Source organism: Rhodovulum sp. HP10 (assembly GCF_047553435.1).
GTDB lineage: Bacteria > Pseudomonadota > Alphaproteobacteria > Rhodobacterales > Rhodobacteraceae > Rhodovulum.
The window spans coordinates 1299257-1318610 of sequence record NZ_CP180201.1 but is presented as its reverse complement, the minus strand read 5'-3'; the positions used below and the strand labels follow the sequence as shown (position 1 = coordinate 1318610).

At 60.9% G+C, this 19354-nt stretch carries 20 protein-coding genes, 1 tRNA gene and 1 pseudogene; 14 read left to right on the top strand and 8 right to left on the bottom strand.

Features of this window, described 5'->3' with window-relative positions:
- The first annotated feature begins 151 nt into the window (after window positions 1-151).
- The 4 genes from ACK8CO_RS06155 (at window position 152) to ACK8CO_RS06140 (ending at window position 8536) form a co-directional block, all read left to right on the top strand.
- Window positions 152-1756, top strand: coding sequence for an exonuclease domain-containing protein (locus ACK8CO_RS06155; RefSeq protein ID WP_414898530.1), 1605 nt, complete (start codon window positions 152-154; stop codon window positions 1754-1756).
- 245 nt (window positions 1757-2001) lie between these two features.
- A complete protein-coding gene (locus tag ACK8CO_RS06150; RefSeq protein ID WP_414898529.1) occupies window positions 2002-2538 on the top strand; it encodes a hypothetical protein in 537 nt (178 codons plus the stop codon).
- Window positions 2539-2542: 4 nt separating this feature from the next.
- Complete coding sequence (locus tag ACK8CO_RS06145) at window positions 2543-8110, top strand: RecQ family ATP-dependent DNA helicase (RefSeq protein ID WP_414898528.1); 5568 nt, start codon at window positions 2543-2545, stop codon at window positions 8108-8110.
- Between the two features lie 192 nt (window positions 8111-8302).
- On the top strand, window positions 8303-8536 hold the full coding sequence (locus ACK8CO_RS06140; RefSeq protein ID WP_414898527.1) for a hypothetical protein: 234 nt from the start codon (window positions 8303-8305) through the stop codon (window positions 8534-8536).
- Window positions 8537-9288: 752 nt separating this feature from the next.
- Here ACK8CO_RS06140 and ACK8CO_RS06135 read toward each other — a convergent pair.
- The 3 genes and pseudogenes from ACK8CO_RS06135 to ACK8CO_RS06125 form a co-directional block, all read right to left on the bottom strand.
- Window positions 9289-9840: a type II toxin-antitoxin system mRNA interferase toxin, RelE/StbE family gene (locus ACK8CO_RS06135; protein WP_414898526.1), complete on the bottom strand. Its 552-nt coding sequence runs from the start codon at window positions 9838-9840 to the stop codon at window positions 9289-9291.
- Window positions 9841-9848: 8 nt separating this feature from the next.
- Window positions 9849-10142, bottom strand: coding sequence for a transposase (locus ACK8CO_RS06130; protein ID WP_076534771.1), 294 nt, complete (start codon window positions 10140-10142; stop codon window positions 9849-9851).
- Window positions 10143-10223: 81 nt separating this feature from the next.
- Window positions 10224-10391: pseudogene (locus ACK8CO_RS06125) on the bottom strand (integrase core domain-containing protein); the annotation flags it as partial.
- A gap of 378 nt (window positions 10392-10769) precedes the next feature.
- Between ACK8CO_RS06125 and ACK8CO_RS06120 the strand changes: the two are divergent.
- Both ACK8CO_RS06120 and ACK8CO_RS06115 read left to right on the top strand, forming a co-directional pair.
- Window positions 10770-10976: a cold-shock protein gene (locus ACK8CO_RS06120; protein WP_080615311.1), complete on the top strand. Its 207-nt coding sequence runs from the start codon at window positions 10770-10772 to the stop codon at window positions 10974-10976.
- A 404-nt stretch (window positions 10977-11380) separates the two neighbouring features.
- Window positions 11381-11632, top strand: coding sequence for a DUF982 domain-containing protein (locus ACK8CO_RS06115; protein ID WP_080615312.1), 252 nt, complete (start codon window positions 11381-11383; stop codon window positions 11630-11632).
- Between the two features lie 223 nt (window positions 11633-11855).
- Here ACK8CO_RS06115 and ACK8CO_RS06110 read toward each other — a convergent pair whose 3' ends face one another.
- Window positions 11856-12152 carry a hypothetical protein gene (locus ACK8CO_RS06110; protein WP_414898525.1) on the bottom strand — a complete coding sequence of 99 codons (297 nt, stop codon included), beginning with the start codon at window positions 12150-12152 and terminating at the stop codon, window positions 11856-11858.
- 327 nt (window positions 12153-12479) lie between these two features.
- On the opposite strand from ACK8CO_RS06110, the gene ACK8CO_RS06105 reads away from it, so the two are divergent.
- From ACK8CO_RS06105 to ACK8CO_RS06095, 3 genes are read left to right on the top strand one after another with little or no spacing between them, the layout of a single operon-like run.
- Window positions 12480-12740: a YjhX family toxin gene (locus ACK8CO_RS06105; protein WP_414898524.1), complete on the top strand. Its 261-nt coding sequence runs from the start codon at window positions 12480-12482 to the stop codon at window positions 12738-12740.
- A gap of 7 nt (window positions 12741-12747) precedes the next feature.
- The gene (locus tag ACK8CO_RS06100) at window positions 12748-12972 is read left to right on the top strand and encodes a hypothetical protein (RefSeq protein WP_414898523.1); all 225 of its coding nucleotides are present in this window, start codon (window positions 12748-12750) and stop codon (window positions 12970-12972) included.
- On the top strand, window positions 12924-13244 hold the full coding sequence (locus tag ACK8CO_RS06095) for a GNAT family N-acetyltransferase (protein WP_414898993.1): 321 nt from the start codon (window positions 12924-12926) through the stop codon (window positions 13242-13244). Before ACK8CO_RS06100 ends, ACK8CO_RS06095 begins: the two co-directional genes overlap by 49 nt.
- Window positions 13245-13734: 490 nt before the next feature.
- Here the strand turns inward: ACK8CO_RS06095 and ACK8CO_RS06090 are convergent, their stop codons facing one another.
- From ACK8CO_RS06090 to ACK8CO_RS06080, 3 genes are all read right to left on the bottom strand, one after another.
- A complete protein-coding gene (locus ACK8CO_RS06090) occupies window positions 13735-15444 on the bottom strand; it encodes a retron Ec67 family RNA-directed DNA polymerase/endonuclease (protein ID WP_414898522.1) in 1710 nt (569 codons plus the stop codon).
- A gap of 511 nt (window positions 15445-15955) precedes the next feature.
- The gene (locus ACK8CO_RS06085) at window positions 15956-16531 is read right to left on the bottom strand and encodes an HNH endonuclease family protein (RefSeq protein ID WP_414898521.1); all 576 of its coding nucleotides are present in this window, start codon (window positions 16529-16531) and stop codon (window positions 15956-15958) included.
- A 62-nt stretch (window positions 16532-16593) separates the two neighbouring features.
- Window positions 16594-17130 (bottom strand): DNA adenine methylase, encoded by a 537-nt coding sequence (locus tag ACK8CO_RS06080; RefSeq protein ID WP_414898520.1) that lies wholly within the window; start codon window positions 17128-17130, stop codon window positions 16594-16596.
- On the opposite strand from ACK8CO_RS06080, the gene ACK8CO_RS06075 reads away from it, so the two are divergent.
- Genes ACK8CO_RS06075 through ACK8CO_RS06055 form a run of 5 tightly spaced genes read left to right on the top strand, consistent with a single transcriptional unit; the run spans window position 17120 to window position 19156 of the window.
- Window positions 17120-17377, top strand: a complete 258-nt coding sequence (locus ACK8CO_RS06075; RefSeq protein ID WP_414898519.1) for a DNA cytosine methyltransferase — start codon at window positions 17120-17122, stop codon at window positions 17375-17377. The two genes, ACK8CO_RS06080 and ACK8CO_RS06075, sit on opposite strands and share 11 nt — an antisense overlap.
- Entirely contained in the window at window positions 17367-17900 is a 534-nt protein-coding gene (locus ACK8CO_RS06070) for a hypothetical protein (protein ID WP_414898518.1), read from the top strand. The genes ACK8CO_RS06075 and ACK8CO_RS06070 overlap by 11 nt, the downstream gene beginning before the upstream one ends.
- The gene (locus tag ACK8CO_RS06065; protein WP_075781393.1) at window positions 17884-18117 is read left to right on the top strand and encodes a helix-turn-helix domain-containing protein; all 234 of its coding nucleotides are present in this window, start codon (window positions 17884-17886) and stop codon (window positions 18115-18117) included. The genes ACK8CO_RS06070 and ACK8CO_RS06065 overlap by 17 nt, the downstream gene beginning before the upstream one ends.
- Window positions 18084-18587 (top strand): hypothetical protein, encoded by a 504-nt coding sequence (locus ACK8CO_RS06060; RefSeq protein WP_414898517.1) that lies wholly within the window; start codon window positions 18084-18086, stop codon window positions 18585-18587. Before ACK8CO_RS06065 ends, ACK8CO_RS06060 begins: the two co-directional genes overlap by 34 nt.
- The gene (locus ACK8CO_RS06055) at window positions 18512-19156 is read left to right on the top strand and encodes a tyrosine-type recombinase/integrase (RefSeq protein WP_414898516.1); all 645 of its coding nucleotides are present in this window, start codon (window positions 18512-18514) and stop codon (window positions 19154-19156) included. The genes ACK8CO_RS06060 and ACK8CO_RS06055 overlap by 76 nt, the downstream gene beginning before the upstream one ends.
- Before the next feature lie 57 nt (window positions 19157-19213).
- Here ACK8CO_RS06055 and ACK8CO_RS06050 read toward each other — a convergent pair.
- Window positions 19214-19288, bottom strand: a tRNA-Glu gene (locus ACK8CO_RS06050).
- Between the last annotated feature and the right edge of the window lie 66 nt (window positions 19289-19354).

The window sequence follows — 19354 nt, the reverse complement described above, 5'->3', positions numbered from 1 at the left end:
AAATCTGACGGCATTGGCCGAATCGCGTTTTCCTGCGTCACGGCTGAATACAATGCGCGATCCCGCGCTGGCGGCGCCCGAACGAGGAGGGTATCTGGGGCATTGTCAGCGGTATCGCCTGGCAGTGTATCGAGAAGGATTGAGGCACGACATGACTACCCCTACCGCAGCCGAGATCCTAGCAATGCTGCGTGCGGCGACCCCGCGACCGACCTCTGAAGCGCCTGATGATGCGCGTGGCATCTACGGGCTCTTCGACCACACCGGAGCCTTCCGCTACATCGGTTCGACCTCTTCGGCGTCCGAGACCTTCCGCAAGCGCATCCATCAGCGCCACCGCACCGGGTCCGAAAGCACCAGCCACTACTTCTCGCGCATGTACAACACCGGGCGAATGTGGCGGTTGCGCAATGACCCGGCCACGAAGGCGGACGGGGGCATCGCCAAGGCCCTGCGCAACGCCTTCATCGCGCGCCATTGTGCGGCCGTCTGGGTGCCGCTGCCGGATCATGCGGATATCTCCGGCATCGAGGCCCAGGTCATCGCGCTTGCGCCGCAGGACATGATCGCCTGGAACCGCCGCGGAATGGACCCCTACGAGGAGCCGACCGCCCTTGTCGATGCCCTGATCGAGGAGCTGGACCTCAGCCCCTTCGAGCGCGCGGCCCTGGGACGGCAGCTTGCGCGGTCCCGTGAGGATGTTCAGGCAGCTGGTACCCACGATGTCACTTCCGCGAGCGGGGCGCTGCCGAAGCTGCCCGACGGCCCCTTCCGGTTCTTCGCCCTCGATGTGGAGACCGCAAACCATGATCGCGCAAGCATTTGCCAGGTAGGGATTGCCTGCGTTCTGCCCGATGACCGCATCGAGACCTGGGTAACCCTTGTCGACCCTGGAACGGATCACTGGGTTTTCAGCGGGTTGCACGGCATCACGCCTGGCATGGTGGTCGGGGCGCCCACGATCGGGGAGGTCCTTGACCTGTTGGAGGAACGGCTCGCGGGTTGCCCGGTCTATCAGCACTCCGGGTTCGACCGCAGTGCGATCCGCGCCGCCTGTGCCACGCTTGACCGGCAGGAGCCGGGCTGGAACTGGCAGAACAGCGTGACCGTCGCCCGCGCGGCATGGCCCGAGCTGAAGGGGAACGGCGGGCATGGCCTTGCCTCGCTCAAGCAGCACCTTGGCCTGCGGTTCGAGCACCACGATGCCGGCGAAGACGCGCGCGCCGCGGCGGAGGTCGTGCTGAGGGCGGAAGGCGGCACGCGGGTTGTCGTGGAGGATTTCGATGTCATCGACGAGGAAGATGCCGGGAGCTCGCCGCGTGCGGCCGCCAACGTCCGTTCCGAGCTGTCATCACCTCTGGCAGACCAGACGCCCGAGGCCGAGACACCAATCCGCGGTCTCGTTGGGCGGAGCGTGCTGACGCAGGGCAACCTCAATAACAATCACTTCTACTTGCGCGATTGCATCAGCTCTTTCCCGAAGGAAGCCCTTGGCGGGAGCAATAGGGCAAGTGCAGCCGCGCGGACCCTGACCATCAATTGCGGCGGAGCGCTTCCGGCCGTCACCGATATCGACCTGACCAAGAAGATTTTCCGTGACCGATCCTGGGTACGCAGCTTCTTTGCGGACAACGGTGCGCGTGCCGGAGATATCGTGGAGATTACCGAAACTGCACCCTTCTGCTATCAGGTGACACTTGTGCGAGCATCGGCGGGAAGTGAGCAGAGCGTTCGGGCGCGGCAGCCGTTTGCGTAGGCGTAGGCGTCTTCCAGGTTCTTCTAGTGGGTATGAGGGATAAGATCAGCTCCAAATTCCGTTGGTTCTGACCTGACAATCTGAAATTTCCGGGGGCTGAGCGTCTGAAATTTCCTTCTGCAACTTCGCCAGATCGCGGGAGCTTTGGCAGGTTTTCAATTCTTGGGCGAAACGACCGTGTAATTGACAGACACATGCTCGTATGAGTGACTGACTTGGGGATTGAAGGGCCAGGTAGCGTAAGAATGTCGTTTGATACGGTTGGGGAAGGGTCGCGTGACCAGCTCGTTCTGGAGCTGTCCGTCGCTCAGAAAGTAAACTTTGCATCTTCCCAGAACGGTGTCTCGGTTCTGAAAAGTGTCGTGTTGCAGAACCTTTCAGACGCGCCGCTGGAGAATGTCACTCTCGAACTGACTTGCAGTCCCGGTCTGATCCGCCTGAAGACTTGGGCGGTGGATCGGCTGGCGCCGGGGCAACGACAAGAGCTGGGCAACCTGGAAACGCCCTTGGACACTGTGATCCTCGGCGGTATCAACGAGGCAGAGTGGGGAGAGCTGCAGTTCGTCGTTAAGCACGGCGAGGCAGAGCTGCTAAAGGAGCAGCGCCCGATCGAGATGCTGGCCCGAGACGAATGGGGTGGTGTCGGCGACATGGCGCATCTGCTTGCGGCCTTCGTCTCTCCCAATGACTCGGTTGCCCGTCGCGTCAGGCACGCCGTTACGTTCGTGCCCCACCACCACATCAAGGGGCTTTGTTCGGCGCGTTCTCATCGTTACTCATAAGTCTATGGAAATGCGTCACAACCAACTCTTGTCCCGGTGCCTGTCAATCGATCTTGAGGTCGATCCTTCCAGGGCAAAGATCTTTGGTATAGCGGCCGTGCGCGGTGATGAACGGCCGGTGCTGAAGTCGATGGAAGGGATTTCCGAAGAGTTCCTCGATCAGCTCGAAGCGCAGGTAGGTGATGTGGCCCATCCCATTGGTCATAACTTCCTGAAGCACGACCTCGAGCATCTGATCGCGAAACGGCCCCGACTTGGCCAGATCATACAGGCGCCAATCGATACCCTGTGGCTGAACCCGCTGGCCTTCCCGCGGAACCCATACCACCACCTTGTGAAGCACTATCATGACGGGCGCCTTGCCACCGGGCATGTAAACGATCCCGAACTGGACGCGCGCCTTGTTTTCGAGGTGCTCGCCAATCAGCTGGATGCTTTTGCAAAACTGGCGGAGGTCGCGCCCGACGCGCTGGCTGCCTACCATTATCTGACCACGCGCATGGAACGCGCCGGCGGCTTTGATGCCGTATTTTCTTATCTGCGCGGCAAGAGTTGTCCAAGCTATGACGAGGCTGCTGCCGCGATCACGCGGTTGCTCGACGGGCGAGCTTGCGGGTTGCGTGTCGAACAGACGTTGCGACGCCTCAGTAGCCCTCAGAACGGCTGGCCGATGGCCTATGCCCTCTCTTGGATTACGGTGGCAGGCGGCGACTCCGTCATGCCTCCCTGGGTGAGAGCCCAGTTCCGCGAGGCATCTTTGATCGTCAGGCACCTGCGGGACACCTCCTGCAAAGATCCGGCCTGCACCTGGTGCGCCGAGCAGAACGACCCGGTGCGCGCCTTGGAAAGGTGGTTCGGGTTCCCCAGCTTCCGCCCCAAGCCGGTGGACCCGGAGGGACGCCCGCTGCAGGAACGCATCGTCGACGAGGCCATGTCTGGCAACAGCCTGCTGGGGATCCTGCCGACAGGGACGGGCAAGTCGCTGTGCTACCAGGTGCCGGCGCTGTCACGGTTCGACAAGATTGGTGCGCTGACGGTGGTGATTTCTCCCCTGGTCGCTTTGATGGCGGATCAGGTGCAGGGGATGGAGCGTGCCGGTATCTCCTGCTCGGTCACGATCAACGGCATGATGTCCATGCCGGAACGTCAGGACGCGCTCGACAAGGTCCGGATGGGCGACGCCGGGATCCTCATCATCTCTCCCGAGCAGCTTCGCAGCACTTCGATCCGTAGTGTGCTGGCGCAGCGCGAAGTGGGGCTCTGGGCGATTGACGAAGCACACTGCGTGTCGAAGTGGGGGCATGATTTCCGGCCGGACTATCGCTATCTCGGCCGCTTCATCAGGGAGTTCTCGGGGGATCAACCACCGGTGCCCGTGCTCTGCCTCACCGCCACCGCAAAGCCCGAGGTGGTTGCGGATATCATCGAACACTTCCAGTCGAAGGCCGGGGTCGAGCTGCTGCCGCTTGACGGGGGCGCCTCGCGGACAAACCTGGCGTTCGAAGTGCGACCGACGAACAAGGCATCCAAATTGTCGGACGTGATGAAGGTCCTCGACGCACTGCTTCCCGCCGAGGGGCGCTCTGGGGCGGTGGTTTATTGTTCCTCGCGCAAGGAAACCGAGCGGGTGGCCGAGTTCCTGAAGTCTCAGGGTGTGGATGCGGCGCATTTCCATGCCGGGATGAGCGCGGACGACAAGCAGGTCGTGCAGGAACAGTTCCGGGTGGGCGAGCTGCGCGTGATTGCCGCGACCAACGCCTTCGGGATGGGGATCGACAAGCCCGACATCCGCTTGGTCGTCCACGCCGATATCCCGGGGTCTTTGGAGAACTACCTACAGGAGGCCGGGCGCGCCGGACGGGACCGGGAGGACGCCCATTGCGTCCTGTTGTTCGCGGCTGATGATGTGGAACGGCAATTCCGGCTGACGGCCAGTTCGCGCCTCGCCCGGCATGAAATCGGGGCAATCCTCAAGGCGCTGCGCCGGATCGACGAGCGGACGAAAAAGACCGGCAAGGTCGTTGCGACTTCTGGTGAGATCGTCCGGTCCGAGAAAGACCAGGAGTTCGAGCGCGACAGCGCCACGGACGACACCCGCGTCAAGACCGCTGTGTCGTGGCTGGAGGAAGCGCATCTTGTATCGCGGGAAGAGAACCGGGTTCAGGTGTTCCCGTCGTCCCTGCGGGTGCGGTCTGTGGATGAGGCGAAGCAGCGGTTGGCCGGGGCAGACCTGACGCTAGCGCATCGCAACCAGCTTCTGGCCATCGTGGCGCATCTGGTCTCCGCCCCGGCTGACGAAGGCGTGTCGACCGATGAGCTTTGCGGTGTGGCGGGGATATCACCCGGTGCGCTGCCAAAGGCCATGTCGACGCTGGAAACGCTGGGCATCGCGCGCAACGACGTTGCGATGACGGTTTTTGTCCACGTTGGTGTTGCCAGTTCCTCAGCACAGAGACTGGCTCAGGCTTCTGCGCTGGAGGGCGATCTGATCGCACTGATGCAGGAGCTGGCGCCGGACATAGATGACCGAACCCCGGTTCCGCTGAACCTTTCTGAAACCTGTCAGCGCTTGCGCGACCAGGGCCATCCGGATGTCAGGCCCGATGCGGTCGATAGGCTGGTGCGGGGGATTGCCCAGGATGGCCGAAGCCAGGACGGCGGTCGCGGGAACATCTCTCTGCGAAGGGTCAGTCGCAATACGCTGATGGTCACTCTGGTGCGGCCCTGGAAAACAGTTCGGGCAACGGCAAACTTGCGGTGGCAAGCGGCCGAGCTGCTCCTGACCTATCTGACAGGTCGGCTCGACAAGGGTGTGCGGGGCAAAGATCTTCAGATCGAGACGACGGTCGGCGACCTGCTGGCACAGCTGAATCAGGATGCCTTCCTGAAGACCAGCGGCATTGGCGACATGACCAAGCTCATGGAGCGGGCGCTTATGTGGCTGCATGAACAGGGCGTGGCGACGCTCGGAAAGGGGCTTACAGTGTTCCGCTCTGCCATGACGGTCTATCTCGATCCGGCAGGGGGGCAGTTCACCCAGGCGCATTTCGCGCCGCTAGAGGACCACTACGGCGAGCAGACACTCCAGACCCATGTCATGGCGACCTATGCCGAAACAGGGCTGCGGGCGATGAGCGATGCGTCACGCCTGTCGGAGGATTACTTCCTGCTCAACAAGGAGCAGTTCATGAAACGGTGGATGCCTGGCATGGGCCGCGAGGTCCGACGGCAGACCACCAGCGCCTCCTGGGATGCGATCGTCGAGAAGCTGGGCAACAAGGTCCAGCAGGATATCGTGACGGATGACCGGGACCGGACGAACGTTCTGGTCCTGGCGGGCCCGGGGTCAGGCAAGACGCGGGTGCTGGTCCATCGGATCGCCTATCTGCTGCGTATGAAACGCGAGGACCCGCGAGGCATCCTGGTTCTTGCCTACAACCGGCACGCAGCGGCCGAAATCCGCGTGCGGCTGCGGGCGCTGGTCGGCGACGATGCCATTGGCGTCACTGTCTCTACCTGTCATGCGCTGGCGATGAAGCTTGTTGGGGCCAGTTTTGTGGGTCAGCGGGCCGAGACCGAAGATTTCGACGGCATCGTAATGGAGGCGGTGCGCCAGCTCGAGGGCGAAGGGCTGTCGAAATCCGAAGCCGAAGCGCAGCGCGAGACCCTGATCCAGGGCTATCGCTGGATCCTCGTGGACGAGTATCAGGACATCGGGCCCGAAGAGTATCAGCTTATCTCGGCAGTCGCTGGCAGATCTCTCGAGGATGCCGACCTGAAGCTCAGCCTGTTCGCCGTCGGGGACGACGATCAGAACATCTATGCCTTCAATGGCGCATCCGTCGGGTTCATCCGGCAGTTCGAAGAAGACTACAAGGCGCGGCCGGCGTTCCTGGTTGAGAACTATCGTTCTACCAACCACATCATTGCGGCGGCCAATGCGGTGATTTCGGCGGCGCCGGATCGGATGAAGGTGGATCATGAGATCAGGATCAACGCAGATCGCAGGCGTGATCCCGAGGGGGGCGCCCTCGCAAAGGTGGATGGGGTTGGACAGGGCCGGGTTCAGCTGCTGAATGTCCCCTCCGGCGATGTGCCACAGGCGATCGCTGCTGTCGACGAGATGGTGCGGCTGTCGAAACTGGATCCGGAGTGGTCCTGGGCCCGTACCGCCATCATCTCTCGTGACTGGAAGAGGCTTGGCGCTGTCCGGACTTATGCTGAGAAGCAGGGTATCAAGGTCGAAATGGCCAATCAGGACCTGCCAAACATCTGGCGACTGCGCGAGACGCAGGCACTCGTGGCAAGTCTGCGGCGGCGACAGGGAGAGCTTCTGGGCGTTGCCGACATCATCGAGCTCCTCAACGAGCAGTCGGTCAACAAGTGGGTCGACCTTTTGGCAGAAGGTATCGCCGAGCTGGCGAGAGAGCTGAAGACAAAGACCATGCCAGTGCCCGATATTGTCGAATGGCTGGCCGAATGGTCCCGTGAGACACGGGGCGAGCAGCGTGGGCTGCTCCTGCTGACAGCGCACCGGGCCAAGGGGCTCGAGTTCGATCATGTTGCTATTCTGGATGGCGGTTGGGACCGGGCATCGAAGAACGAAGACCGTGATGCTCCGCGCCGACTTTTCTATGTCGCGATGACGCGTGCCCAAAAGGGCCTGATCGTTATGGCTTCGGGTCAGCATGTGTTCCTGAGACCCGGCACGCCCTGTGTCGTTGAGAGACAGGTTGTGCCGCAGTTCCCGGCTGGAGGATTACCTTCGAGAGTCTACAATCTGCCGAATCTCAAGCATTCCGATCTGTCATATGCCGGGCGCCAGGGGGATCGGCACGAGGTTCACCGGGCAATCCTGGAATGCCGGGTGGGTGACCCGTTGCACCTGGACCACCGAGCCTCCAACTGGGAGTTGCTGGACCGGCATGGCCGCCTTTTGGGGCGCATGTCGAAGTCATGGGAGCATCCGCCGGGGCAGATCTTGCTTTCGGGTGCAGTTGGAGCTGTGGTCCAGTGGCGCAAGTCGGATGGTGACGAGAAGTATGCGCACTACGCGCGTCGAGATGCTTGGGAGACCGTCCTTCCCGAGCTGGTTTTTGCCCCACCGGGACAAGTACCTTCTGCCGCAACGTTGCCTGACACAGCTGTCGAGAGTGTCGTCTCTCGGGCCAATCCGGCAGGCTGCACGGAGATCCGGGGCGGGCAGCTTGCGAAAGCCGTCACGCCGGATGATGCGGATGCGCTCGCTTCGCTTGCGCAGCGCATCTACAACGCAAGCCGATCGTGGGACGAATTTATCGACAGCTTCAAAGAACGGGGTCTTGAAGTGGCGCCCAAGGGTGGCGGCCTCGTGCTCAAGGACGGGACCGATGGGCGCGAGCTTTGCAAGATGTCTGCATTGGGCCTCAGCTACAAGGAGATGGTGCAGGGCTTCGAGGAAGGGTTTCCCGGCCATCCGTCTCCCTCCATGGCGGACTACGCTCTAGGAAAGAAGAGGGCAGGTGCGCCGAAGCCACAAAGGCACAGCAAGCCTTCGACCGAAGAAGATGACTTCGACATCATAGATGAGTGAAATTGCCAGCGCGCTCAGGCGGCGAAAGCCGCGAAGAGATCGAAGGGAACGCTTTCAAAGGCCCTTAATTCTGGAGGAATATCTGCGGAGAAGGACGACAAGGGGCGCTGGCAGATCGATCCATCCGAGCTGTCCAGGTGGATGTCCGCGAACCCGTTTCCGAACGGTGTTAAGACCCAAGAGGAAACCTATATGGAAACGCATGAAAACAGTGCGTTGTCCATGGAAATTAATATGCTTCGTGAGCAGATCGACACGATGAAGGCCGAACGAGACCGGGAGCGTGATCAGCTTGTCGATCAGATCGAAGACTTGCGCACTCGCCTAGACGGAGCCGAGGCCGAGCGGGTGCGTCTCCATGCGCGTCTTACCGATCAAAGTGATAAATTGGTAAGACGCGGTCTTTGGGCGCGTCTTTTTGGTTAGACTTATCTGGTTGGCTTATTCGGGAGCTCGGCCCGCGGCCAATCCGAAGGCATCACCGTGTGACAGATAGTCGGCTATTCCAACGAAACTAGCAGCCGAGCGACAGTTATCTACAAGCGCCTTGCCAGCCAGATGGTCCGGCAAGCCACCTTTTGCCCAACAGACAGAATCTGTTCCAATACGGGCGGGTAGGATTGTCCAACTGCCAGTTACGATCTTGCGATCACGGGTATCCCAGAAATATGCTCGCCCAGAAGACGCGAAGTAGATGTATTCCCGTCCCCATACCATACGGACAAGAAATGAGCTGTCCGCCAGGAGGGCGCGCAGCTTCTCGGGTTGGTCCTTTGAAACGGCCGATACCTCACGCCATTGTATCGCGCGAGACGGATCCGGCACATTAGTTGTTGCCCTACCACCTTCAGTGGGCCCGCAGCTGGTAAGTACGATGCTGCATAAAATCGTCAGAGTTCCAATCAGGTATTTCATTGTTCCTGTCCATCTTAGTTACCGTAGAGGCTCTTTCTTCCTACAGTAGGCCACAAAGGCAGCCCCTGCGCTTTTCGGAGGGTTCCCTTTGGTAGCCTCTCTTCTAGCGAATGACAGCCAGTCTGAGCGAAGAGCGTAGTAGTCCCAGCCTTTCTCCATGGCGATGATCCTGGCCTTTTCTTCGGCCCATTCAGGTAGACGGATCTCGGGTAGCAGTTCCCTCTGCGGGGATCGGGGCCTGAAGATTACCAGGTCATCGGCTGTCAGCTCCATGCGATAGAACGGCGTGTGATCGTCCTCGATGATCTGGCGGATGGGGTCTCGGCATAGACCACGATGTAGTTCGGTCGGACCACCAGCTCGCGTGTGCCTTCGACCCTGCCAGGGCGGCAGCGTTTCGGGTGAGCCGGAAGCTGTGCAACCTTGTCTTGGATTTCTTCCATCAGCGCGAGGGCCGCATCCGGGTTGTCGTCCGAGATGTAATCGACAATCGCCAGCAGGTCCGCGACCGCTGGCGCTTTCCATTCGAGTTCAGGCACGGCGTTGGGCTTCTGGTAAATCGGCATCAGCCCCATGAGGCGCATTAGCCGGCGTATTCGCTTCTCGTTCACGAGATGCCCGTCATTGCGCAGGTGCCAGGTCATCTGGCGGACACCGAAGAACGGCGTCTCCAGGAACTGCTCGTCGATCTGCCGCATCAGGCCGAGGTTCTGTGCGGTCTCTCCCTTCGGCTCGTAGTAATAGGACGAGCGCGCAATCGACAGCAGCCTGCACTGCTGACCGATGGACAGCTGAGGATGGTCAGGCTCGATCATACCGCGCCTCACTTCCCGCCCCAGGGCTTCAGCTTTCGTTCCAAAAAAGAGTTGGCCACCGCCAGCTCCCCGATCTTGGCGTGGAGCTCCTTCACCTGCTCCTCGTCGATCTCGGGTCTCTTGCGGCCGCCGCGCTCGAACACGCCGGACGCGCCTTCGAGCAGGGCGCGCTTCCATTGATGGATCATCGTCGGATGCACTCCGAACCGGCTCGCCAGCTCGGCCGCCGTCTCTTCACCCTTCAGGGCTTCCAGCGCGACCTTCGCCTTGAACTCAGGCGCGTGCTGCTTGCGTTTCGACATCTCTGATCTCCTTCTCGTCGAAGATCAGCAGACTGCAAATCGTAGCTTACGTCACTGTCCGAATTTCGGGGGGTAGCTCACGTTCAAGAGCTCGTCGCGCAGGCTGCCATTGAAGCTTTCGATGAAGGCGTTCTGCTGCGGTTTGCCCGGGTCGATGTAATGCCAGGGCACTTCGTTCTTGTCGGCCCATTTCAGGATGGCGCGGCTGGTGAACTCGGTGCCGGTGTCGCTGACGATGCAAGCGGGCTTTCGCGTCTAAGAGCCGTCACCGGTGATGGGAGTGAGCGCTGAGTGGCCGCTATCGGCAGCGGGTGATGGGCGCACGGCAGAGTGTACCTCGCCATCAGGGGGAGTCTGCTTGAGTTCACCGACGCGCTCAGTGGCGGGCGAATGCGACCATCGAAGGTTGCTCAGCCCCGAGGATCACAAGTGAGGGAAGCTTGGTGCGTTCAGCCGCAAGAAAAGAATCCTTGCATTGGCAGGCCTTCGCCTTCATACATTAAGCGCTAACGTTTTTTCTCTTCGAAATGCTGCTGCCGCTGACCCGGTTTCGGTTGATCGACTTGGATCGACTTTTGCCGGGCTGTCGCGATCCTGTGGGCAGCATTACTTTAGGAGAACACGGATATGGCCAATGGCACCGTGAAATGGTTCAACAGCACCAAAGGTTTCGGCTTCATTCAACCGGAACACGGCAGTAAGGATATCTTCCTTCATATTTCGGCCGTCGAGCGTGCAGGCATCAGCCACATCGAAGACGGTCAGAAGGTTACCTTCGACATCGAAACCGGCCGTGACGGCCGCGAGTCCGCCAGCAACCTGGCGCTCGCGTAAAGCCTTCGCAGCGACACGCGCTCGCGGGTGTCGCTGGTTCAGGCGGGAAACATCAGGGCCTATCCAGCCTTCGCGTTTCCGCCTGCACCGCAATAGCAGCATGAGCTTCAGGATCCTGAAGTGCCCGTTGGAAGAGTGCACCCGGCAAAGGCTGCGCTCTGCCGACGTAACTCAGCGGCATCCGAAGCGCCTGGCATGCCCGGCTCCGCCGATACGGCGGAGCTGATTGCAGCCAGACTTGTCTCCGCTCAGATGTGCCGCGCACCCTATCCGCATGGATAGGTATCGACCGGGGCGAGGTCGGCGCGATCCCCTTCTGTTTCCGCGCCGGGCGGCACGGGGTGGCGAAGCAATGCCTGCCCGTATGCGCCGGCCGCGATCACCTGAAAAGAAAGACTTTACGAATGATGGAAATCCAATGGGGCCACCCCATGGTTCTGATGACCTCGCATGATGGCGACACCGAACGCTTTGCAACGATCGAGAAAGCCCGCTACTGGCTGCGTCGCAGATGGCCGGTCTCGGACGGGGCCCGACACACGGCACTTGCCAAGGTTGAATCCGCTATGGAATGCATGAGTTCCGTTGAGGATGCGCGCCAGGCCTTCCTCGTCGCGGCCCTGTCCGCCGGGTTCGCACCGGCCTGCGCAGGATAGTTCCCCGAAAAATCTGTTCGCTTCAGTGTTGCGCCGGGCGCTCGCCCCTCGCTGCGGGCGCGGACGCGGATCTGGGGCGGGCCGCTGGGGAAGAGATCGCGGTCGTAATCGGCCTTGAAGTAGACATGGGCCACGCCGCGCAGCCGATGCGCCTCGGTCCATTCGTGCGCCGCCGCGACATAGCGGGCCTCGGCCGCCAGATCCTCGCGGCCATTATGGACCTTCAGGCGCACCTTGCCCCGGTAATCGCTTTCGACCTGACCCCAATGGTACGGATCGCCCGTGCCTTCGGCCGCGTCGCGGCGGTATAGGGCGCGAACCAGCGGCCATGGCGCACCGCGCAGCCCGAGGGCGCCAGAGTCACCGGCACGGTGGAGAGAGCCGCCAGCAGCTCGGCCCGGGTGTCGAGGCAGTCGCCGTCCGGATCCGTCCAGCCCGAGCCGAAGGCTGCGCGGGTGTAGGGCGCGGCCGGTGCAACGCTCTGCGGCGCCTGAGCGCCTCGCCTCGTCCGCTCGATCACTCGCTGCCGTTAGCAGCCATTGAGCGCTCCGGCCTCTTCCGACTGTGAAATCACGAAAGCGGCCGTTCATCGCGGTTGCGGCCCCGTGGAGCCGCAAAGCTGCGGAAAGCGAACAAAAACAGACGCTCGCTCGGCCGGGTTGTGATCCGTCTCCAGAGCAGCTATCTTTCACTTCGGGTGACGGCAGGGTTCGTCGCCCGGACAACGGAGACTGGATGTCAGAGCTTGTGTGATAAGGCTCTCTGAGTTTCAGAGAGCCGCGTGAAACCAAAGCCGCCGGGGGGCGCTCGCCCCTTGGCTTTTTTGCGTATCTCACACGAGACTTCCATGAATATCTCAAGAAATGAACAGCGTGCGCTGCACGTTCTGGCTCTTGGCGGCCACATCCTGCACGAGCGTGAGGATAGCCCCAGGATCACTGCGGTCACCTGCGTCACACGCGAAGGCATGATCCTTTCCGATTTCGACATGACCATCTTCAGCAAGTTGCGGCGCAAGCGGCTGATCGAATCCCGGTCTGGCGGTCCCTATCGGATATCGAAACGCGGACGTCTTTCCGTGCGCGCGCAACTCGACAACCAAGGATAGTAACATGTTGATCCGAAATGAAATCGACAGAGATCTCCCCGCTATCCGCGAGGTCGTGACCGAAGCCATGAAGATGCTGCCGCAGGCCACCGGAACCGAAGCTGCAATTATTGACAGGCTCAGGGCAGACAATGCTCTGAGCCTGTCGCTCGTGGCCGAGGACGGGGGCGAGGTGTCGGCTATCTGGCTGCATCGGATGCCCGGATCGGCGCCGCGTCCGGCTGGGGGCTGATCGGTCCCCTTGCCGTTCGGCCGCCGCGACAGGGGCAGGGCATCGGCAGCGCGCTCATGGCCGAGGCGATCATTCGGTTGCGGGCGACCTGCAAAGGAGCGGCCCTGGTCGGGGATCCCGGGTATTATGGCCGGTTCGGTTTCAGGTCCTTTCATCAATTGCGGGTGGGGAGCTGCCCGCCCCAGTTCGTTCAGGCCCTGCCGTTCGATGCCCGCGAACCGAAAGGCGAGCTGATCCATCATTCCGCCTTCGGGTTGGAGCAACAGGGATAACCCAAGCCCGGCCCGCGACTGTGCGGTCCGGGCATTTTTGTTTTGTCGATAACCGTGCGATGGGGGCTCGGAGCGGCGGTGCGGCGTGGCGCTTGAGCGCCTCGGGCCGCCCACCTGGACACTCGCTGCCGATAGCCGACGTTCGGCGCCCCTGCCGTTGCCAGTTGACGAATCACACAAGCTGACGTCCGCTTGGCTGATGAAGCTGGCCACAACCGGAGGAGCAAACGGCCGAGGCGGTGTGAAAACTCGTTTAGGCATGGTCGACCCAGAAACGACGTTCTCCCATAGGAGCAAGGGCAGTTTTTCGTTCTGGCTTGAGCCGCCGCATACGGGCCACTGGGGAAACTGTTCCCGACAATTTCTCGGGACTGGACTTTTCACACAGCCTCGGCCCTTAGTTGCCCTTCACCTCAAGGGCTGCGAATGACCGGCTCGAAACTGCACCAGTCGCTGATATCAAGTTTAGCGGACGGCCAGTACCAGTTTTCTAAGGCTTCCGCTTTTCATAGTCTGCAATCACTTCCGTAATAGCGTCCAAGATCGGCTTGTAACCCGAGAAGTCGATAGTTGCCGCATTCTTTTGCACGACATGTTTAACAAAAAGCTCCTTTCCGATGTGCTTTGTTTTGTCAAAAGTTTTTTCATCGAGGTGCAGATTTTTGCCGCCTACCTTTGTCGACAATACCGCCGGAGCAAGGAAGCTCTCGATCATAGAGTGCGCGCCACCGGTGAGAAGAGGAGTAGGAACTAAGTACAGATTGGAGCAAACATGATAAAACCTCTCGGTCCCATCGACGGTTTCGGTGCCAGAAGCCTGCTTTACTGCGCTGAAGACACCGCCTTTGCCCCTGGGGCCGTCATCGTTGTCAACAATCACAATCACTGGAAATTCCGGTAACTGAACTTTTGTGGCACTCATTCGTTCTTTGTAAAACCTTATTAAGCCAGCCAAATCGCCTGCGCCCCCGCCGATTCCCTGAGCCACGCGAGATATTCTTGTCTGTCGGAAGAGCCTGATCAGCAGCTCTTTAGAGCCATCACTCGAGATGAGCTTAGGGTAGGTTTTGTCGTGGGCACGCAGCGAAAGCCTCAAGTAGGAATTATCGGTCTTGCCCTCGCAAACGATCATTGGGCGATCCGAAGAAGCGAAGTAAATGTAGTCAAGAAACTTTTGATGCGTTCGGAGAAATCCAGGCATCGCCGTCTTGTCTTTTGGGCGCCTATACTCGAGCTCCTCAGCTTTAATCTTAAATATGTGGGCCAGCATGCCTTGCATCTGCCCATTGCTTATGGGAATTTTGGCTCCGGAAATTTCTGAAAACGCACCCTTCCCAGAGATTAAATGATCAACACGAGACCTCACAACTTTTAAGTAATCATTTGGAATGTTCACTTTCGTGTTTACCGTCAGTCCCGTGACCTCTTGCCTGGACCAATAGTGTTGCATCCGTGTCTTTTTGTGATTTATATGAAATCCGTTACGGAAAATTCGATAACGCAAGTCATCTCCGACCTCCCATGCTCCGTTCAAGGCTTGGCACGGCGCAGCAATAGCAGCCGGGAAATTCTTCTTGTTCGTCGAAAACGTAATGTCGTCGGCATATCTGGTGTAGGTGCAACGCTCGCGACGCGCCAAACGATTGAGCGCAATATCAAGAGGGGAGGCGAGCAGATTTGAAACCACCGGGGAGGTAGGCGCGCCCTGAGGAAGTTCGTTTCTCCAGCAACATATTTGAGCCAGTATGGTTGCACTGGCCGCATCCAAGCCGAAGTGCTTATTCTTCATGAAATAGCCGCGCACCCGGCCGAAATTTATCGATGGGAAGAAGTCTTCCAAATCGATATTGAATACCCACCTTCGACGTACATGCGAGGCCGCATTTGTCGAGATTCCCAAATTCTGCCGGAAGCCGTGCGATAGCGTACACTTCCTCTGCACGCCTTCAATTGTATCTATCTCCGATAGGCAGAGGGAGAGGTTTTCAGCCAATCTCTTTTGAACGTGCTTTAGCTTCTCTTTAGGGCTTCTTATTATTCGTTTACCGCCAGACTTCTTTGGGATATTGAATTCAGTGTATTTGTAGTCGTCCGGTATTCCATGCAATATGTAGGCGAGGTTTTTAGGCTCGAACCCTATCAGATGGGCGATGCCGTGAAGCCCTTTTGCGCCCTTAAGTTTAGTCAAGTTATTGGTCATGGAGGCCTTGGCGAGTTCGCGGATACTCGTTGGCACCCAACGGGTATTCCAAGGAAATGTAACATACGTAAAGGCAATTCCACCTAACGTTGGTTTCACCTGCCGCGAGACACGGCAGAAAGATCTATCCGCGAACTCTGCTGCAGAGTACTATCGAGTAGGGCACATGCAAGCTTTTTATACAGTACTGCCTTGGCCGCCATAATCTGCACTAACTTGCGGCAATAGGTGGCGTTCACGCCTTCTCTTGAAGCCGTTGGTGGCTCCTGCGCAGTGTCGGGGTCCTGCGCATAGCTGCCGCCGGTCCACGGCGCAGCGAACGTCGGCTCTCCGCCGATACTGTTGAAAAACTCACTGGAGCATCCAAGGAGTGCCATTTCATGGGAAACGGTTCTGCTTGCGCGTGACCCTGACTTGTAAAACGTCATTTTCGGCCCGAGTGCAGAACAACGTTCCAACCCAAGATGGCTTCTCGGGCGCAGCGGGTGTTTTTTTTCAACAATATCCGCCCTTATGTCCTACACAGCCGCCCGGTCAGCGCCACCAGCTCCCGCTCCTCCGCCGCGGTATGCTGCAGCCCGTAGCTCGCGGCGATCCGCCGGAACCTCAGCACATACTGACAGCGGAAGCCCGGATCGGGCGGCAGCCAGTCCAGCAGCCCGCGCGCGCCCTTGGAGCGGTTTGCCGAGGCGCTGACGGGCAGCAGGTTGACGGGATCGCGGGCGAAGCGGGCGCGCTTCCCGGCCGGCCAGCTGGCGGCACCGTGCCCCCAAGCATAGCGCAGCGGCACGATGTGATCGATGTCGAGATCCCTCGCCTCGGTGATCACCTGTCCGGTATAGGGCGCGAACCAGCGGCCGTGGCGTACCGAGCAGCCCGAGGGCGCGAGCCGCACCGGCACGGTGGAGAGATCCGCCAGCAGCTCGGCCCGGGTGTCGAGGCAATCGCCGTCGGGATCGGTCCAGCCCGAGCCGAAGGCCGCGCGGCTATAGGGCGCGGCCGGGCTCGCCAGCTCCGGGACCCGCGCGACCGGCGCGCAGGTCAGGAGCGTCAGGCCCAGCAGAAGCAGGGGCAGGAGACGGCGCATGGGGACGGACCTTTTACCGGGGCCCCCAGGATCCGGTTGAACGCCGACCGGCCCGGGGGAACTCATACGAGCCCCGTCATGACCTCGCGATTGGCGATGATCAACTCCCGCGCGGGGGTCGCGCCGCTCTTCGAGACCGAGTAATTCAGCCGCACCTCCTCGATCAGGAAGGCACCGAACAGATCGCGGATCTCGGGCCGGTCGTTGATCGACAGCACGAAGGCGCCCTTGATCCGGCCCAGGCGCTCGGCCAGCTCGGCGAACTGGTCGCGGTCGAAGAGCCCCTTGCCGTAATCGTCCTCGCCGCCCCAATAGGGCGGATCGAGATAGAACAGCGCCTGCGGGCCGTCATAGCGCGCCAGCACCTCCTGCCAGGGCAGGTTCTCGAAGACCACGCCATCGAGCCGGTCATGGGCGGCGTCCAGCAGCGGCCCGAGCTTGGCCAGGCTGAACCGGGCGCTCTGATCGGGCGCGACCCCGAAGACCCCGCCGAGCTGGCCGCCGAAGGCGAGCCGCTGCAGATAGAGGAAGCGCGCGGCGCGTTCCAGATCGGTCAGCGTGGCCGGATCGCAGGCCCGGAGCTTCGTCGTGATCGACATCGGCATGCGGATGCTGAGCCCGCGCGAGCTGTTCAATGCCCAAGGCTTCCCGCCCGACTACGTGATCGAGGGCGCCTGGGAGGGGCTCGACAGCGACGAGCCCACCTTCCGCCCGTTTTCCAAGGATGTGCAGATCAGCTGCTGCGGCAACTCGGTCTGCCCGCCCGTCGCTGCCGCTATCATCGCCGCCAATTGTCCCCACCTGGCTGCATCCCGGCCAGAACAGGAGGCCCATGATGCCGTCTGAGCCCCTCACCCGCAGCTTCGGCCGGTTCCATGCCGAGGTCACCCCTGCCGAGGCCCGGCTGATCCTCCGCGATGACTGCAAGGACGTGATCCGGCTCTTCGGCCGCGACCTGATCCGCAGCTCGCTTCTGGGCGGAAGCTGGGCGCCCGATATCGAGCGCGCGCTGCGCTGGGGGCTCGAGCTGATCGAGGCCGAGCTCGGCGAGGATCTGCGCTACCGCGCGGGCGTGATGGCCGCCGTCAAGCTCTGCTGGCGGCTGCGCCTGGCCAATGACCCGCGCCGCGCGGAGCGGCTGTTGCTGGGCGATCCGGAGGCCGGGCAACCGCCGGCCGAGCCCCGGATCTGCCCCGCCTGCGGCGAGCTGGTGACCGAGGGGCAGGGATGCGGCGGGGGTATCTGCTGGGCCTCGGACGCCTTTCCGAGGCCGGTCGAAGACCCCGCCGACAAGGCGTTCCGCGACGCCATCGCCGAGCTGGTCGATTGCGCCATGAAGGAGGGAAAGGCCGATGGCTATCACTCGTGACTTTGCGCCCCGCCTGATGCCCGCACCGCAGGCCGCCCATTATCTGGGGGTATCGGAAAGCACCTTGCGCACACTGGACCTGCCGCGCCGCGTTGTCGGTGCGAAGCGGCTCTTCGACAGACTTGATCTTGACGCATTTGCCGATTCGCTTGCCACTGAAGGAGCGGCGGCGGAGGTGAACACATGTCATGGCAAGTTCGGGCGGCGAGCGTCGTGACGCTCCGGCACATCCAGACGATTCACAAGGGCGGGCGGGTATACCGCTATCTTCGGGTGCCCGGCGGAAAGCGCGTTCGGCTGCCGGACTTGCCGATGGACGACCCGGCGTTTCTGGCAGCCTATGCCTCGGCTTTGGCCTCGGCGCCAAAGGTCACCCGTGCGAAGCCGGGGACCATTGCGATGCTGATCGAGGCGTTTCTTGGGGGCAGGGACTACCTGTCTCGGTCGGAAAGCTACCGGCGCACGATACGGCGGCATGCGGAGGCAATAAAAGCGCAGGCGGATGATGCTCTCGCGCGGGATCTTCGCGAACAAGATATCGAAGCGGATCTGTCGCCTTTATGCCCGAATGCGGCTGCGGATCGTCTCAAGGCGTGGCGGATGATCTGTCGATGGGGAAAACCAACGGATACCTGGCGCGAGATCCATCGCTCGCTGTCAAGCGTAAGCCGATTCCCAAGACGATAGGGCATCCAGCCTGGACTGATGCCGAGATAGACCGTTTCCGGGCACACTGGGCCTTGGGATCCCTACAGCGCCTTTGTTTCGAGCTTGTCTTCTGGACTGGGGCGCGGATCAGCGATGCTGTTAAAATCGGCCCAGGGATGGCCGGGCGCGATGGCGTGCTGCAATTCACTCAGAAAAAGACCGGCGAGCCAGCCTTCGTGCCGTGGACTTGTCCTCTCCCGGCTTATGCGGTCCGGATGGAAGATGATCGCAAGCTGCTCTTCGCGGCACTTGAGGCTCGAGCGGAACGGCACATGACCTTTCTGGCAACAGCCTACGGTACGACAAGGTCCGAAAAGGCGCTGGGTCACGTCATATCGAATGCGGCGTCGAAGCTGGGAATCGCCAAATCGGCGCATGGTCTCCGCAAGAGCAGGGCAAAGCTGCTGGCCGAGGCGGGGGCGACGGTCCATCAGATCGCAGCCTGGACAGGGCATATCACGCTTGAGGAGGTCGAGCATTACACTCGGGAGGCTTCCAGGCGCGCTGCTGTCCGGGGAGAACAAATGAAGAAACCTGTAAACCGATAACGGCTACCTGTAAACTTATGACTAAGTCTCTGATTTTCGGGGTTTTCACGCACCGGATGGCAGCCCGTAGGGGAGTCGAACCCCTCTTTCCAGGTTGAAAACCTGGCGTCCTAACCGATAGACGAACGGGCCAGCTCGGTGCGTGGCGCGGTAAGTAGGCAAAACCGCGGGGGGGCGCAAGAGGTTTTTTCGACCTTC